The 15,813-nt window shown below is 37.5% G+C and carries 14 protein-coding genes and 1 tRNA gene; 13 read left to right on the top strand and 2 right to left on the bottom strand.

All coding sequences use genetic code 11. The annotated features are described in order from the left end of the window. Positions 1–730: 730 nt before the first annotated feature. On the top strand, positions 731–2,053 hold the full coding sequence (locus tag LS69_RS09200) for a putative sulfate exporter family transporter (RefSeq protein WP_202978669.1): 1,323 nt from the start codon (positions 731–733) through the stop codon (positions 2,051–2,053). A gap of 36 nt (positions 2,054–2,089) precedes the next feature. Here LS69_RS09200 and pseI read toward each other — a convergent pair whose 3' ends face one another. Together pseI and LS69_RS09190 are read right to left on the bottom strand one after the other, a co-directional pair. Then, positions 2,090–3,109, bottom strand: coding sequence for a pseudaminic acid synthase (gene pseI, locus LS69_RS09195; protein ID WP_138124312.1), 1,020 nt, complete (start codon positions 3,107–3,109; stop codon positions 2,090–2,092). Between the two features lie 212 nt (positions 3,110–3,321). Next, a tRNA-Asn gene (locus LS69_RS09190) sits at positions 3,322–3,396 on the bottom strand. Positions 3,397–3,543: 147 nt separating this feature from the next. Here LS69_RS09190 and LS69_RS09185 point away from each other — a divergent pair. From LS69_RS09185 to yedE, 12 genes are all read left to right on the top strand, one after another. After that, positions 3,544–4,257 (top strand): YebC/PmpR family DNA-binding transcriptional regulator, encoded by a 714-nt coding sequence (locus LS69_RS09185; protein ID WP_138124309.1) that lies wholly within the window; start codon positions 3,544–3,546, stop codon positions 4,255–4,257. 142 nt (positions 4,258–4,399) lie between these two features. After that, the gene (locus LS69_RS09180; protein ID WP_275050973.1) at positions 4,400–4,753 is read left to right on the top strand and encodes a thioredoxin family protein; all 354 of its coding nucleotides are present in this window, start codon (positions 4,400–4,402) and stop codon (positions 4,751–4,753) included. Between the two features lie 264 nt (positions 4,754–5,017). Next, positions 5,018–6,463 (top strand): M23 family metallopeptidase, encoded by a 1,446-nt coding sequence (locus tag LS69_RS09175; protein ID WP_138124304.1) that lies wholly within the window; start codon positions 5,018–5,020, stop codon positions 6,461–6,463. 9 nt (positions 6,464–6,472) lie between these two features. After that, entirely contained in the window at positions 6,473–7,153 is a 681-nt protein-coding gene (locus LS69_RS09170; protein WP_138124301.1) for a septum site-determining protein MinC, read from the top strand. Next, positions 7,150–8,037 (top strand): UDP-3-O-acyl-N-acetylglucosamine deacetylase, encoded by an 888-nt coding sequence (gene lpxC / locus LS69_RS09165; RefSeq protein ID WP_138124298.1) that lies wholly within the window; start codon positions 7,150–7,152, stop codon positions 8,035–8,037. The genes LS69_RS09170 and lpxC overlap by 4 nt, the downstream gene beginning before the upstream one ends. Next, positions 8,018–8,614 carry a hypothetical protein gene (locus LS69_RS09160; RefSeq protein ID WP_238699288.1) on the top strand — a complete coding sequence of 199 codons (597 nt, stop codon included), beginning with the start codon at positions 8,018–8,020 and terminating at the stop codon, positions 8,612–8,614. The genes lpxC and LS69_RS09160 overlap by 20 nt, the downstream gene beginning before the upstream one ends. Before the next feature lie 9 nt (positions 8,615–8,623). Next, positions 8,624–9,568, top strand: a complete 945-nt coding sequence (locus tag LS69_RS09155) for a cation diffusion facilitator family transporter (protein WP_138124295.1) — start codon at positions 8,624–8,626, stop codon at positions 9,566–9,568. Further along, complete coding sequence (locus LS69_RS09150) at positions 9,553–11,283, top strand: ATP-binding protein (RefSeq protein ID WP_138124292.1); 1,731 nt, start codon at positions 9,553–9,555, stop codon at positions 11,281–11,283. Before LS69_RS09155 ends, LS69_RS09150 begins: the two co-directional genes overlap by 16 nt. Before the next feature lie 207 nt (positions 11,284–11,490). Further along, positions 11,491–12,816, top strand: coding sequence for a sodium-dependent transporter (locus LS69_RS09145; RefSeq protein ID WP_138124289.1), 1,326 nt, complete (start codon positions 11,491–11,493; stop codon positions 12,814–12,816). 318 nt (positions 12,817–13,134) lie between these two features. Then, complete coding sequence (locus LS69_RS09140; RefSeq protein ID WP_138124286.1) at positions 13,135–14,730, top strand: phosphoethanolamine--lipid A transferase; 1,596 nt, start codon at positions 13,135–13,137, stop codon at positions 14,728–14,730. Then, a complete protein-coding gene (locus LS69_RS09135) occupies positions 14,727–15,080 on the top strand; it encodes a diacylglycerol kinase (protein ID WP_138124283.1) in 354 nt (117 codons plus the stop codon). Before LS69_RS09140 ends, LS69_RS09135 begins: the two co-directional genes overlap by 4 nt. Positions 15,081–15,435: 355 nt before the next feature. Beyond that, positions 15,436–15,813 (top strand): YedE family putative selenium transporter (gene yedE, locus LS69_RS09130; protein ID WP_138124281.1); only part of this gene is annotated, 378 nt, incomplete at its 3' end.

Raw genomic sequence — 15,813 nt, 5'->3', positions numbered from 1 at the left:
AAATAATAGTTAAAGAACATTTACTTTTTCACTCTAAAATATTTTTAGCGCAAAAAAGGAAATGGAATTTTAGCAAAGTTAGCTTAAGGGGAGTTGAAATGGAAGAGGAATTATTTAAGAATTATTTGGAAAACAATTCAAAATTACCATATATAATTGTATTATATTGTATTATATAGATATTGATATTTTATGCACTTTTGCAGAAATATCAAATAGATTAGCCCATTAGACACTCATTATCAAAAACCCTTAATACCCCTTTTCTCCTCTTGTATTGCCAATATGTAAAACAGGAATTTTAAACGGAAGCGCAGTGGATAAATTACATTAAGAAAACTTTTTGCAATCTCCACCCATTGTAAAACAATAAACAAATAACGGCTGTTTTTTACAAAAAATACTTTTTGTTTTTTGAAACACATAGAATTATAGTATAATTCGTTATTTAGATTGGTTCCAATTTCGTATGGCACTCTCGTGAGTGGAATCACACAAACTTTTCTTGAAGGTAATTCTATATTTTTGGTTGTTACACGAAATCATATTTCATACAATAACTATTCTGCGTAATAAAGATATTCTTAAGCAGCATTTTATTAATTACACCAATCACAAAAGCTTGTATATGCTCATATTGTGGGCGTAGAATCGCTTTAAAGATTAATAAAATTGGAAATTTTATGCAAATTCATTCAGAAAAATTTTTGTAAAAATACAAAGGAAAATTGTGAAAACTTCAAAGGTTGTTTGGCTTTCAAAAGAAGATAGCTGGGCGAATATTATTGGTTTATTTTTAGTGATAGGAATTGGTCTTTTTTGGCTTCTTGATGGATTTTTTATCATCAAAATCTTGAATGTAAAATTTAACACTTGGGGAGAAACAGACATTTTAAAAGCTTTTAAAAATCTTGAACTATGGTATTTTGTTGCCCTGTTTGGCTTTTTTGGGATTTGGTTTAGTGTTGTATCCAAATTTATTGGCAAGAATCTTAGGGCTTTTATCGTCAGCTTTAGCGTATTGTTTGCACTTAGCATTCTTGTATTTCTGATTAGTAGCCACCAAAATGTCAAAGAATATCAGCTAGAATCCCCTTTGATTGCTCTGTTGCTTGGATTGCTTTTGGGAAATCTTTTTGACTTGCCTATGTGGTTTAAAGATTCATTGCTTACAGAATTTTATGTCAAAATCGGAATCGTGCTTATGGGTGCAACCCTCCCTTTGACAACTCTTATTAATGCTGGTGGAATTGCGATTCTACAAGCTTGCACTATCACAATCGTTACTTTTGGTGTGATTTATTTTGCAGCGACAAAGCTTTTGAAGCTAGACCCTAGCTTTGGGGCAACTTTAGGTGCAGGAGGTTCTATCTGTGGCGTGAGCGCGTCTATCGTCATCGGAAATGCAGCAAAAGCCAAGCAAGAGCATATCAGCCTTTCCATTAGTATCGTAGTCATTTATGCTATCGTGATGGTAATTTTGTTACCTGTGCTGTGCAAAGCATTGGATCTTGATGCTGGAGTTGCAGGAGCTTGGATTGGCACAAGTGAGTTTGCGGATTCCGCTGGATTAGCCGCAGCACAATCTATTGGTGATGAGCGTGCTATTGCTGCCTTTACACTTATTAAGGTGGTTGGTAGAGATATGTTTGTCGGGGTCTGGGCTGTATTGGTAGCGTTTTTGTCTGTTGCCCTATGGCATAAACAAGAAAATACGCAAGTTGGTGTAAAAATAATTTGGGAGAAATTCCCAAAATTTATTTTAGGATTCCTAATCGCTTCTATTCTAGTTAGCATTTTTAGCCTAAACTTTGACGCGACACAAAGTGAGAGTTTTTCAAAAGAATCTTTAGGACTAATTAAAACCTTGCGTAATTGGGTTTTTACTTGGACTTTTCTTTGTGTTGGACTCAATACGCAGCTTAGAACGATTATCTCTATTGGGATAAAGCCTTTTTTGGCATTTACTATCGGGGTTGCTGTCAATCTCCCACTTGGTTATTTCTTATCCTCTTATCTATTTTATGATTTTTGGGTAAATTTTATGAAATAAGCGGAAATCGGTGCGACCTCAAAAATGCGCACAACATCAAATCTTCTCCCAATCCCCAAATTCTAACGCTTTTCCGCGACACAAATCCTTACTAGCGCGCTTACCCAAAACTTCCTTTAAATATTTTGGCGCAATTCCAAATCCGGGACGAATAGAGCAGATAGAACCAAGCCCGATAATTTCTCCTTTTTTAATATCCTTGGCAACATATAAGGAGCGCATAAACGCCCTGCCCTCTTTAGACTTTTCACTTAATTCATAAGTTGGAATCCCGAGCAATTCCTCAACCTCTCTAACCACCTTTGCCATTTGCGCAAACTCGTTTGGTTCTAAACTAAAAGCACTATCTACGCCACCTTGCGCCCTTTCTAAAATAAAATGCTTTTCAATCACTCTAGCTCCCAAACTTGCGGCTACAATGGGTGCAGTGATTCCTAATGTATGGTCAGACAGCCCAACCTCTACGCCAAAATCCGCCTTTAGTTGTGGAATCAAGCTCAAATTCGCACTTTGCAATGGCGCAGGATAAGAACTCGTGCATTGCAAAAGCGTAACATCCGAATTACCTGCTTCCTTGCATATCTTTATTGCCTCGTCAATTTCCTCTTTAGTCGCAATTCCTTTAGAAAGAATCATCGGCTTCCCTAAACGCGCAATATACGCGATTAACTCCAAATCCACAATCTCAAATGACGCAACCTTATAAATAGGATTCCCTAATTTTTCTAAAAAATCTACACCCTCCTTGCTAAAAGGACTAGAAAAACATACAAGCCCAAGTTGGTGCGCATAATCAAACAATTCCTTATGCCATTCCCACGGCGTCATTGCCTCTTGATACAAATCATAAAGCCTTTTTCCTTCCCACAAAGTGCCTTTAATGCGAAAATCATCACCCTCGCAATCTAGCGTCATACAATCAGGCGTATAAGTTTGCAATTTAATCGCATCAGCTCCAGAATCTTTGGCGGCTTTAATGGTTTTTAGGGCTAAATTTTTGTCTTGATTGTGGTTTGCAGAAAGCTCGGCGACAAGAAAGATTTTATCTGTTTTCATTGATGATTCCTTATGTTTAAGGTTTAGTGAAGTTTGCTAAGTTTTAGCGTGATTATAGCAAAATTCTTAGGCTTCTTACCAATCTTAAAGACTCTATTATTATGCGGATTTAAGTATAAATCCTTTGGAAAACTTTAAGATGAAAGTAAAAACTGAAATTTTACATTGAATTAAGTAAGTTTAAATAATAATCATGGAGAAATCTTAAGAAGTGGCTCCGGATGTAGGATTCGAACCTACGACCAAGCGGTTAACAGCCGCCTACTCTACCGCTGAGCTAATCCGGAATAAAAGCTCTATCAAAAAGAGGCAAAATTATATAGAAATTCTTTGTTAATGTCAAGAAAATTTGCAAGATTTTGCAAATTCCTTTTGAAGTTTAAACTTAAAAATACTACAATCACTGCTTTAAATTACAATTAAAAGAGGTTTTTATGGGACGAGCATTTGAATACCGAAGAGCAAGCAAAGAAAAGCGATGGGACAAAATGTCAAAACTTTTTCCAAAATTAGGCAAAGCAATCAGCATCGCTGTTAAAGAAGGTGGCAGTGGCGACCCGGATATGAACTCCAAGCTTCGCACCGCAATTCTAGCGGCAAAAGCCCAAAATATGCCAAAAGACAATATAGAAGCAGCCATTAAACGCGCTTTAGGAAAAGATGGAATCCAAATCACGGAAGTCAATTACGAGATTAAAGCTCCACATGGTGCTTTGTTTTTTGTAGAGTGCGCCACAGACAACACAACGCGCACGGTAGCGAATCTCAAAAGCTATGTCAATAAACTAGGCGGACAAATGCTTACCAATAATTCTTTGGAGTTTATGTTCGCGCGTAAAGCACATTTTGAAATCAACAAAGCAAGTGCAGGAGACTTGGAAGAACTAGAGCTTACACTCATTGACGCTGGGCTAGATTCTATGGAAGTAGAAGATGAAATTATCCATATTTATGGGGATTATACAAGCTTTGGCACGCTTGCAAATGCACTTGAAGAGCTTAAATTAGAAGTCAAAAAAGCCGCACTAGAGCGCATTGCGACTAATCCGGTGGAGTTTAGCGAAGAACAACTCATAGAGATTGAAAAACTGCTAGATAGAATTGAAGAAGATGACGATGTGCAGGCGGTTTTTACCAATATCGCCTAATCTTGTTTGGAATCGCGATTCCACACTTAGCGATTCCATTTTCATCTTGCTGCACTTCCTAATTTAGCGTATAAACCTATAAATGTAACAAAATCACATCTTTCTTTCATTTTTCGCGTTATTTAAGCAAAATTACTCCACAATTCGTTCGTTTAATTCAAACAAGGAGAATTTTATGTTAGAAAAATTAACACAAGCTAATTTTCAAAATGCAATTCAAGAGGGAGTTTGCTTTGTCGCAGTGGGCGCACCTTGGTGTCCGGATTGTCGCAAAATTGAACCTATTGTCGGAATGCTTATGCAAGAATATGGGGCGCAAGTTAAGTTTTTTGCCGTTATGGCGGACGAAGAAGAAGCATTAAAAGAATCTTTAAATGTCCGCAGAATCCCTACGCTGATTCTCTACAAAAATGGCGTGGAAGTGGGCGAAAGATTGGTTGAACCAAATTCTAAAGACTTGATAGAACAAGCAATAAAATCCGCACTTAATGCTTAGAATCTCCTAAATCAAGAATCCTAAGCCATTTTGATTTGGAGTCTCGGGGGGGGGGATTTGTGGGGATTTTAGATTCTAATCCTAGTTTAATTAGTCTCTACGCTTTAATTTTAATGCAAGATTATCCGTGCAGCACATAGGCGATTCCACCAAATCACCAAAATATCCAAAGAAATCTCCGCAAAATCTCTCATTTGCTTACAAATTAAGCACTTTTTCGCTAAAATATAAGGTTATTTTAGAATCAAACTTTAAGGAAAGTTTATGCAAAATCCACGCGCAAAAGGCGGCTTTGCCAAGATTCTAGGGCTTGTCGCACTTGTTATTATCATTATATTTGGAATGTTTATGCTAAGTTCGGATTCGTTTGAAAAAGAATCTCCAACTATCAACCTCCAAAGCAATTCTTGGAATCTCAAAGGCACATTTCCTATTGAAATCAGCGATAACGCAGGAATCAAAAGCTATCAAGTTGCCCTCATAGAAAATGGACAAAGAATCCCCATTGACGCACAACAACTCACCGAGCAAGATTCTATGTGCGCAATCAAAAACGCCAACACTGCGCCTTTAACCCAAAATATCACCGCACAATCTCCGATTAAAAGCTTTTGCATTGGCATACAAAAACCCCAAAGCCTTAAAAACAATGTCCCATCTATCTCGCTAGAAGTTAGCGTAACAGATACGAGCAAATGGAATTTCTTTAAGGGCAACACAACCACAGAACAATTTCATATCCAAATAGATACCAAAAAACCGCAGATTGCTATCGTTGCAAATTCCTACAAAATCACGCAAGGCGGAAGTGCGCTTGTAATCTTCAAAGCAGAAGATGAAAACCTAAAAAGCGTGAAAATCACAAATGGCATTTTGGATTTCACACCCCAACCTTTCTACAAAGAAGGATTCTACATTTCCTTACTTGCTTGGTCTAAGCTCCACGAAGATTTTAATGCAAAAATCATTGCGCAAGACAACGCAGGAAATATCAGCATTGCGCCCATTAACTACTTCAAACAAAAAAAGCAATATCGCGATTCCACGATTCCTTTAAGCGATGCGTTTATTGATGGCAAAATCTCTAGTCTTGTAGAAGAAATTGGCGAAAGAAATTTAGAGGATTTTGATAGCAAACTCGCGATTTTCCGCTATATCAACGAAGAAGTGCGCGAAGAGACTTTCAATCGCATCTTTAAAGCTTCTTCTTTTGTGGATACCGAATCGTTAATAGAGGATTTTTCTATCGCTGCATTCTCACCGCTTAAAAATGGTGCAGTAATGGCGAGTTTTGGCGATCACCGCACTTTTACTTATCAAGGCAAAAATGTCAGCGAATCCAATCATATGGGGCTAGACCTTGCAAGTATCAAACAAGCTCCTGTGATTCTTAACAATCCCGGAGTGGTTACGCTCAACGAATTTGTGGGGATTGACGGCAATGCACTTGTAATCTATCATGGACTTGGACTTTCTACCCTCTATGCGCATTTGACAAGTAGCGAAGTCAATGTCGGGGATTCTCTCGCGCGAGGCACATTTATCGCAAACACAGGCAACACAGGATTAGCATTAGGCGACCATTTACATTTTAGCGTTTTAGTGCAAGGCTATGAAGTATGGAATGCAGAATGGATGGATTCTTCATGGATTAAAACTAACATTACGCAAGTGATTGCACAGGCGAAAGATATTATCAACAAACTCTAAGGATAAACAATGGTTAAGGCAAGGCAGAAAAACTTTCGCGCATTTGTTTTTACAGAGGGAGATGCGCAAGAAACCATAGATTATATTGAAAAAAACTTTATTTTGCTCAAAGACTTTCTGCTAGTCTTCGCTTATCCCATCAAAGCAAATTCTACGATTCCCGATTCTGCTTTGCTTTATGACTATCTTTGTGCCAAAAACCTCAACTTCATTGAATCGCCCACAGCTCAAAATGGAGAATCTTATGGGAATTTGCATTTAAGCATTTCTACAAACCAATCTGCAGACCCACAAAGCACAACCAATAAAGCGGATTTGGCGGATTCTAAGTTGGAATCCCAAGATTCTAACGCCAAAACCCAACCAGATTCCAAAGAAAAAAACACACAAACCACCACACTCATTTTTCACCGCACAATTCGCAGTGGAGAAGAAATCATCACGCAAGGTGATTTAACGATTTTTGGACGCATTAATAGTGGCGCGCATATCCAAAGTGAGGGAAATATACAGATTTTTGGCAATATCAGTGGCAATATTTTCTGCAATGGAGATTATATGATTTTAGGCAAAGTTGGCGAAGGAAATGTGCTTTTTGGTGGAGAAATTTTAGATAAAGATTTATTGCAACACAACCAAAATAAAATTTATAGAAAACAACAAGAAATTATCATAGAGGAGCTAAAATGAAGCAACAAACGATTGCAAAAAAAGTAGAATTAGTCGGAATCGGCTTACACAAAGGTGTGCCTGTCAAGATGACTTTAGAGCCACTAGAAGAAAATAGCGGAATCGTATTCCATCGCAGTGATGTAGGCGTGAGCATTCCTCTAAATCCTGAAAATGTCGTAGATACGACAATGGCGACTGTGATAGCCAAAAACAACCATAAAATTTCCACGATTGAACACCTCCTCTCTGCAATCCACGCTTATGGGATAGATAATCTCAAAATCACATTAGATAACGAAGAAGTGCCGATTATGGACGGAAGCAGCATTGGGTATTGTATGTTACTTGAAGAAGCTGGAATCCTCAAACAATCCTCCCCCAAAAGAATCCTAAAAATCAAATCGCCTATTGAAGTCAAAGAGGGAGATAAATTCGTGCGCTTTGAACCCAACGACGCGTGTATTTTTGATTTTTCTATCCATTTTCCACACCCAGCTATTGGAACGCAATCTTATAAATTCAAGTTTTCTACCAAAAACTACAAAGAAGAAATTGCGAGGGCTAGAACTTTTGGATTCTTAAGTGAAGTGCAGTATTTGCGCTCCATCGGACTTGCGCTTGGAGGCTCGTTAGATAATGCGATTGTGCTAGATGATACGACGATTTTAAACAAAGAGGGTTTGCGCTACAAAGAAGAGTTTGTCCGCCATAAGATTCTTGATGCGATTGGCGATATGTCGCTACTTGGGATTCCGCTACTTGGTGCGTATGTTTCCTATGCGGGTAGCCACAAACTCAACCATTTGCTGACCAAAAAACTCTTTGAAAACAGCAATGCCTTTGAAATTTTAGAGAGTGAAGAATCGCAAAAGATTTATGAATATGCCTTGCAAAATGCATAAAATCCTGATTCTGCCAAATCTTGCTGGAGAACCCACGCTTGTGGGGCTTTATGCTAAAAATTTGCAAAATGAGATTCCACAAAATACTAATGGAATCCCAAGCCAAGAACAAACTTGGAATCTCGTAGAATCCCACCCTATCACTCTCCCACTAAGCGATGGTTTAGTGCCATTGTTTATGGAATTTAGCAAAAAAGGAATCGCGTTTGATAGTCTATATTTCGTGCGCGGTCCGGGAAGTTTTATGGCATTGAAATTAATCTATCTTTTTGCCAAAACATTAGAAATCACCCAAAACATCAAACTTTACGCCACACACGCATTTCATTTTAATAAAAATTCTCCTATCAAAGCCTATGGAAACTATTATTTTGTCAAAACAGAAGACGAAAAAACCCTCACAAGCTTGAATCAAGATTCCCAACAAATCTTAGAGGAAGAAGCGGCACAGCTTGGAATCACATTGCAAAGATTCCATACACTCCCGCAAAAAACGCCCTTTGCGCTGCCTGATATTTTAAATCTTGAACTTTTTAGCCATTCACTCAAACCTCTTTATTTGCTTCCCCCTGTTTAAAGGTTATTAATGTCTGTTTTGCCCAATCATTTCCTTAAATTTTGTGCGGTGGATTTCACAAAAAAGCCTAAACTTAGCCTCCAACGCAAAGCCACAATCATCTCAAGCTTGACAGCTTTTATCTTGATTATTGTTAAGTTTATTGTCGGAATCCTAAGCGGTTCTATTGCGATTCTTGCAAGTGCGATTGATTCTTTGTTGGATTTATTCGCTTCACTTTTCAATCTCTATGCCGTTACTAAAGCCGAAAAACCTGCAGATTTTAACTACAACTATGGTATGGGCAAAATAGAATCTCTCGCCGCAGTCATAGAAGGAAGCGTGATTTTAGTCTCTGGAATCTTTATTCTTTATCAATCCTGTAAAAAGCTCTTTTTAGATGAAAAATTAACCTATCTCAATTATTCACTTTATGTGATGATTTTTTCTCTGATTCTTACCACAATGCTTGTGATTTACCTAAGCTATGTTGCCAAAAAAAGCAAAAACCTCGTTATCAAAGCAGACGCGCTGCATTACAAAACAGATATTTTAAGCAACGCGGCAGTGCTTGTCGCACTCCTTTTAGTGCAATGGACAGATTTCCACCAAATTGACGCAATCTTTGGATTAGGAATCGGAATCTATGTTGCATATTCCGCGTTAGGATTGCTTAAAGAGGGCGTTTTCGTCCTGCTTGATAGAACGCTAGAAGAACAAAAAGTCAATGCAATCAAGCAAATTTTGGATTCTGCACCCAAGATTCAAAGCTATCACGACCTTAAAACACGCCAAAGCGGAGAGATAAATTTCGTAGAAGTGCATTTAGTCTTTGACCCAAATATCTCACTATTAGACGCGCACCAAGCTTCGGATTTTGTTGAATGCTCTATTAGAAATTTAGAGGGCAAATGGGAGATTATCACTCACCTTGACCCTTATGATGATGAAGGAACAATATGCAATATTTGCTAGATTTTTTACAAACCAACCCCATTAACAAGACAAAAATTTATCCTTTTTTGAAATGCAATCAAGAAGAAGCATTGATTTTGCGCCATTTATGCGCCGAACTTCTCAAAGGCACAGACGAAATCATTTGCCTAGATATTATCAATGCGCTTTTTGTTCCGCAAAACGAAATAGCAGTTTTGGATTCCTTGCCTCATTTTAAAAATCTTTTAGAATTAGGCTGGATTAGCCAACAGAGTTTTTTAAAGAATCTCAATCAAGAAGTTGTCCTACTAGAGTTAATCAACACCGCTTTTAGCCTAAGCTCTAGCTTTTTAAAACTCCTTGAAGAGGGCGGAATCAATCCCAAACTTCCCAAAGTCGCCCCCTATAACAATCACTTAGAATATCTTAAAGACCAATTTTTATCCATTGAATTAATGCACAGCTTAAGCCCATACAAAAAAGACCATTCCACCTCGCCACTTCTAAACAAAGGAATGCAAAAGTTTAAACTGCTCCAACAAAGAATTAACGAGCGTTTAGATTTGACCACAGAGAAGCTAAGCTTGGAGATTTTGTTTAAAGAATACAACCTCAACGCACAAGAAAAGATTCTTTTCATTGCTCTTTTGCGTGAAGAATATTTAGGTAAGGAAAGTGAGGGGCGAGAGTTAAATACGCTGATTAATCTTGTGAGTATGAACGATTATGAAAGGATAAAGAATCGCGCCCTTTTGGACGATAGAAGTCGTTTGGTAGAAAAGGGCTTGGTGGATTATGATGAGATTTTAAGCCCTTTTGGTGGAATCAATCGCACCTTTTTTATCCCCGATGCGATTTTAAAACGCATTACACACCCACAAAATTACGATAAAAAAGAGAGGATTAGCCTAAAATCCCTTGTTTTAGAACAAGAAATCTTTGAATTTTTACAACCAAAAGTCCCGCTAAGCGAAGTTGTATTAGCCCCAAGCACACAAGCCACGCTTGAAACCTTGCTTAAGCAAATGGATTCCAAAGTCTTACAATACCTAAAAGATTGGGGAATCAAAGACAAAAAACGAGGAATTGACGCGAAAATTATCTTTTATGGTGCGGCAGGGACAGGCAAAACACTCACCGCTTTAGCACTTGCAAAGTCCCTTAAAAAGCCTGTTTTAAGCTTTGATTGCTCCAAGATTCTCTCTATGTATGTCGGAGAAAGCGAAAAAAATGTCCGCAAAATCTTTGAATCCTACAAAGAATTGTGCGCCAATAGCAAACAAACGCCCATTTTATTGCTTGATGAAGCAGACCAATTTTTAAGCACACGCACGACAAGCGGGAGTGGTGCAGACAAAATGCACAACCAAATGCAAAATATTTTCTTAGAACAAATTGAACGATTTGACGGAATCCTAATCGCCACAACCAACCTATTAGAAACGCTTGATACCGCCTTTTCAAGACGATTCAACTATAAAATTGAATTTAAAAAACCAAACTTTGAAGAACGCGTCTTGCTTTGGGAAAAACTGCTTCCCAAAAACGCGCCTTTTGAAAAGGATTTTGATATAAAAAAACTTGCTAAATTTGCTTTAAGCGGGGGGCAAATCGCCCTTGTAGTCAAAAACACTGCCTACAATATCGCGAGTCTCCCCAAACCGCAATTCACCACACAAAGCTTTTTAGACGAAATCAAGCGCGAAATCAATTCAAACTTTGATGGTGGGCGCGAAATGGGATTCCACACTTAAATAGATATTTTACAATGGAATCTTTAAGGGCGAGATTCTGTATTGTGGATTGCCACACTAGCAAATGCCCGTTCGCAATGACGCAATAGCAAGGCGAATGAAACGCAAAATTACACATTTACAAAAATTCCATTTTATTTTTCCTAAAAGCCTTTATTTTTCGTATGCGATTCTGCTAAGATATGCCGAAATATTTTAGGTGGTTTTATGACAAGATTTTCTAAAACAGGATATATATTATCCACAGCAGGTAGCGCAATTGGACTTGGCGGAATCTGGGGATTCCCTTATTTGGTAGGGCAAAATGGCGGATTCGCGTTTGTGCTTGTTTTTGTGTTAGCGTTTCTCATCTTTGGCGTGAGCGTCTTCATCGTAGAAATGGTTTTTGGGAGGGCAAGTGGGCAAAATGCAGTCGCGACCTTTGAACAATTTGCGCCCCATCATCTCAAGTTTTTGCGATTTGGCGGCTTGATGATAATTTCTGGCGTCCTCATCTTTGCCTTTTATGTCGTAGTTTTGGGCTGGTTGGTGCATTATTTGTTTTTAAGCATTACAGGATTGCCCAAAACCTTAGAGACGACAACTCAAATTTGGGGGGGGTTTGTAGGGCAAGAGATTGGGTGGCAAATGCTATGGCACTTTTTAGTTGTCGCGCTTTGTGCATTCGTCCTTAATCGTGGAGTAAAAGCAGGGATAGAGAAGCTAAATCTAATCCTAATGCCAATGCTTTTATTTATCTTTCTAGGATTGCTTGGCTATTCTTTAGCGCAAGACGCCTTTATGGATTCTTTTTTGTTTCTCTTTAGCCCAAACTTTGACAAAATCAACGCCGAAGTGATTGTCCGCGCAGTGGGACAGGCGTTTTTCTCACTCTCCTTAGGGGTTGGCGTGATTTTGACTTACTCTAACTCTATGCCAAAAGGCGGAAATTTCGTCCGCTTTGCCGTCGTGATTGCGTTATTAAACTTCTTATTTTGCTTGATTGCTGGATTAGTGATTTTCACTTTTATTTTCGGGCATGGCGCAGAACCAACAGAGGGCGTTGGACTAGTTTTCATCTCCTTGCCATTGATTTTTGCAAATATGGGCATCAGCGGACAAATCATTGCGTTTTTGTTTTTCATCTCGCTTATTTTTGCTGGGGTTACTTCGGCGGTTTCTATGCTTGAACCCCTCAATAGCTATTTGATTGAACGCTTTTCTATGAAGCGACATTTTGCTAATTTTATCAGCATTGCAAGTGCCTATATACTAGGAATCTTCGCGCTTCTTAGCAACACCGCTGCATTCTCGGCGGATTTGACTTTTGGTGGAAAGAACCTCTTTGATTGGTTTGTTTATCTCACTAGCTCCTTTATGCTACCACTTGCGGGAGTTTTTATGTGTATTTATATGGGTTGGATTCTACCCAAAGAACGCGTTTATGCAATGCTAGAGGGGAAATTACAAGGAATCTATTTCAAAGGCTGGTATTTCACGATTCGCTTCATCGCGCCTATTGGAATCCTTGCGGCAATGATTAACCTCATCTAAAAAGCTAGTTGATATTTATAAATTTTATTACAAATTATTTCTATGATACAAAAAATTCAAAAAACACAAAAGATTCAAAATCTTCTCCTTAAAACAAGGGGAGGATTTGGGCTTTATAATTTTGCTCTAATCTGCGCAATAATGGCTTCTCATATTTTAATTCCTAAAATTTTTACAAAACAAGGAAATATTCCATCAAAAAATAATAAAAGGTAAAATTAATCCATAAAATATATCCTCTTGGAATTTTTTACCATTCATTAAACATTTATAAAATATAATCCGCGACTTTATTTTAAAGTCTACAAAGGAATCTTAATGCAGAAACATAAGCTTTTTGCTCCAAAAATCACTTTATCTTGGTTGCACTTTGTCTTGCTTAGTGCCTTTTTCTTTACCTGTATGAATTTTAATTTTTTCATTCAAATTTATCAAAACTTAGATTCTGATTCTTCTTTGGCTCTAAAACTCTCTTTTCCTGTAATTTATTTTGCTCTAGCAATTAGTGTATTATCAGCCCCCCCCCCCCTCACGCTCTTTCTTAAAATAAACTTATACAAAATCTTACTTATCCCATTAATATGGATTAGCTGTCTTAGCGCGTATTTTATGTTCTTTTATGGCGTGATTATTGATAGGGATATGATAGATAATGTTTTAAAGACAGATACACAAGAAGTTTTTGACTTACTTTCTCCTAGTTTGTTGATTTTTATTTTTCTTTTTGGGATTTTACCTACTTTGTTGATTATAAAAACACATATTATTTACCCTAAAACCCTAAAATGGCGTTTTCTTCTTCCCTTGCTGACCTTTTTGGGCGGATTGGTTTTTGCTGTTGGGATTTTTTATTCGCAGAGCCAAACACTAATTCCATTTTTTCGGAATCATATTTTTCTAAGGGTTTATGAAACTCCTACACGACAAATTTATTCCGCTGTTCTTTGTGTCAAACAATCTTTGCCCCAAAAAGAATTTGAAGAAATTGCCAAAGACGCGACTTTAAGGCAAGATTCCAAAAGAAAATTAATGGTTTTTGTCTTAGGTGAGACTGCAAGGGCTGCAAATTATTCTTTGGGTGGATATTCTATTAATGATACAAATATCTACACCAAAGAGAAATCTATTGCATATTTTGATAACTTTTATTCTTGTGGGACTTCTACAGCGATTAGCGTTCCTTGTATGTTTTCGGATTTATCCAAAGAGAATTTTTCAAAATCTGCTCATTATAGGGAAAATGCTTTAGATATTTTGCAAAAAGTTGGGGTAAATGTCATATGGCTTGGCAATAACTCTGGTGGGTGTCAAGGTGTTTGCAAAAACTTAGAAAAAGTAAAATCACTTAAAAGCCCTTATGATGAAAACTTGTTGCTAGAAGTTTCAGAGCAACTTAAAAGCTTAAAAGAGCAGAATCTCATCATTGTGCATTTACAAGGCTCACATGGACCCCTATATTATCAACGCTATCCTGATGCTTTTAAGCGATTCCTTCCGACTTGTGATACTAATGAGCTACAAAAATGCTCCCAAGAAGAACTTAGAAATACCTATGATAATACTATTCTTTATACAGATTTTATTGTAAAATCTTTAATTGATATGCTAGAAGAAATTCCAGAATATGAAACAAGTTTGATTTATCTCTCTGACCATGGAGAGAGCTTAGGAGAAAATGGAATCTATTTGCACGGAATGCCTTATTTTATCGCTCCAAAAGAGCAAATCCACATTCCTTTTATCTTTTTTAGTAGCAATCCAGCCCTTATGCAAATCGCACAATCTCGCAAAAGTTTGCCTCTCTCTCAAGATAATATTTTTAGCACTTTGCTTGGCTATTTTGGTGTAGAGAGTGATGTTTATCAAGTTAGAGATGATTTGCTAAATATAGATTCCAAAGAAGGAGAATCATGAAACCTAAATACCACTTTCTTGCTAATGCGAAATTTGCGTTTGAGGGGGTTTTGGCAATGCTTAAGCGAGAAGTTGCCTTCCGTATTGAATTAGCTTTTATTATTCCTGCTATGGTGATTAGCTTTTTCTTGCCTATAGATTTAAGTTCGCATTTATTTTTAATCGCTGTGCTTTTTTTGATACTGATTTTAGAAGCAGTTAATTCTAGCATAGAAGCTTGCGTGGATTTAATCACTTCAGAATTTGCACCTTTAGCCAAAATCGCCAAAGATTGCGCAAGTGCTGCGGTATTTTTTAGTGTGCTTTTAGCACTTTTGGTATGGGGAGTTGTTTTGTTTTCTTTATTATAGAAGTTTTAATATTGCTAAATTATTTATAAAAGCTTGGTTGTAATTCTAGCTGCTTTATACAAATTAGATAAATACCACCATTAATAATTAGCCTTACTCTTTATAAAGCGTATAAAATCTATAATTTTGATAAATTTTAACTCTAAGTATTTCTTGATTCTTGAATATTTTTTATGGCAACAGCCAATACAATAAACCAAATATTGCATTAGGTATTTTATGAAGTTTTATTGCATTTTGGTTTTTTAAGTAAAGTTTGTTTATAATCCAAATTGGCTTAAGGCTTAAGCAAACAGCTCTTCTACAATACTACTTAGAAACTACCAGCTGTCATTTATCACTTTTAGGAGTTTTTATGAAATTAGCAATTTATCCCATTTTGGCGGGAATTGCGCTTGGGGTTATCGCGCCTATCTTGGTATATTTAGGGAATCCTGGCAATATGGGTATGTGTGCGGCGTGTTTTACGCGCGACATTGCAGGTGCGCTCAATCTCCATCAAGTAGGAATCGTGCAATACATTCGCCCCGAAATTATTGGCTTGATTCTTGGTGCATTACTTGCGTCTTTTTTATTTAGAGAGTTTCGCCCTCGCACGGGTTCAGCACCGATTGTGCGCTTTGGGCTTGGTGTTTTTGCGATGATTGGTGCATTAGTATTTTTAGGCTGCCCTTGGAGAATGTGGCTAAGACTAAGTGCTGGGGATTGGACTGCAATTGCAGGGGTTTTTGGG

This window comes from Helicobacter sp. MIT 05-5294 (assembly GCF_000765675.1).
Lineage (GTDB): Bacteria > Campylobacterota > Campylobacteria > Campylobacterales > Helicobacteraceae > Helicobacter_D.
This window is presented reverse-complemented; position numbering and strand designations above follow the sequence as displayed.

What these genes read in the sequence shown, in the direction of transcription:
- pseI (WP_138124312.1), bottom strand. Translation starts at nt 3,109, where the DNA reads ATGAAAACAGATAAAATCTTTCTTGTCGCCGAGCTTTCTGCAAACCAC.
- LS69_RS09185 (WP_138124309.1), top strand. Translation starts at nt 3,544, where the DNA reads ATGGGACGAGCATTTGAATACCGAAGAGCAAGCAAAGAAAAGCGATGG.
- LS69_RS09175 (WP_138124304.1), top strand. Translation starts at nt 5,018, where the DNA reads ATGCAAAATCCACGCGCAAAAGGCGGCTTTGCCAAGATTCTAGGGCTT.
- LS69_RS09170 (WP_138124301.1), top strand. Translation starts at nt 6,473, where the DNA reads ATGGTTAAGGCAAGGCAGAAAAACTTTCGCGCATTTGTTTTTACAGAG.
- lpxC (WP_138124298.1), top strand. Translation starts at nt 7,150, where the DNA reads ATGAAGCAACAAACGATTGCAAAAAAAGTAGAATTAGTCGGAATCGGC.
- LS69_RS09160 (WP_238699288.1), top strand. Translation starts at nt 8,018, where the DNA reads ATGCCTTGCAAAATGCATAAAATCCTGATTCTGCCAAATCTTGCTGGA.
- LS69_RS09155 (WP_138124295.1), top strand. Translation starts at nt 8,624, where the DNA reads ATGTCTGTTTTGCCCAATCATTTCCTTAAATTTTGTGCGGTGGATTTC.
- LS69_RS09150 (WP_138124292.1), top strand. Translation starts at nt 9,553, where the DNA reads ATGCAATATTTGCTAGATTTTTTACAAACCAACCCCATTAACAAGACA.
- LS69_RS09145 (WP_138124289.1), top strand. Translation starts at nt 11,491, where the DNA reads ATGACAAGATTTTCTAAAACAGGATATATATTATCCACAGCAGGTAGC.
- LS69_RS09140 (WP_138124286.1), top strand. Translation starts at nt 13,135, where the DNA reads ATGCAGAAACATAAGCTTTTTGCTCCAAAAATCACTTTATCTTGGTTG.
- LS69_RS09135 (WP_138124283.1), top strand. Translation starts at nt 14,727, where the DNA reads ATGAAACCTAAATACCACTTTCTTGCTAATGCGAAATTTGCGTTTGAG.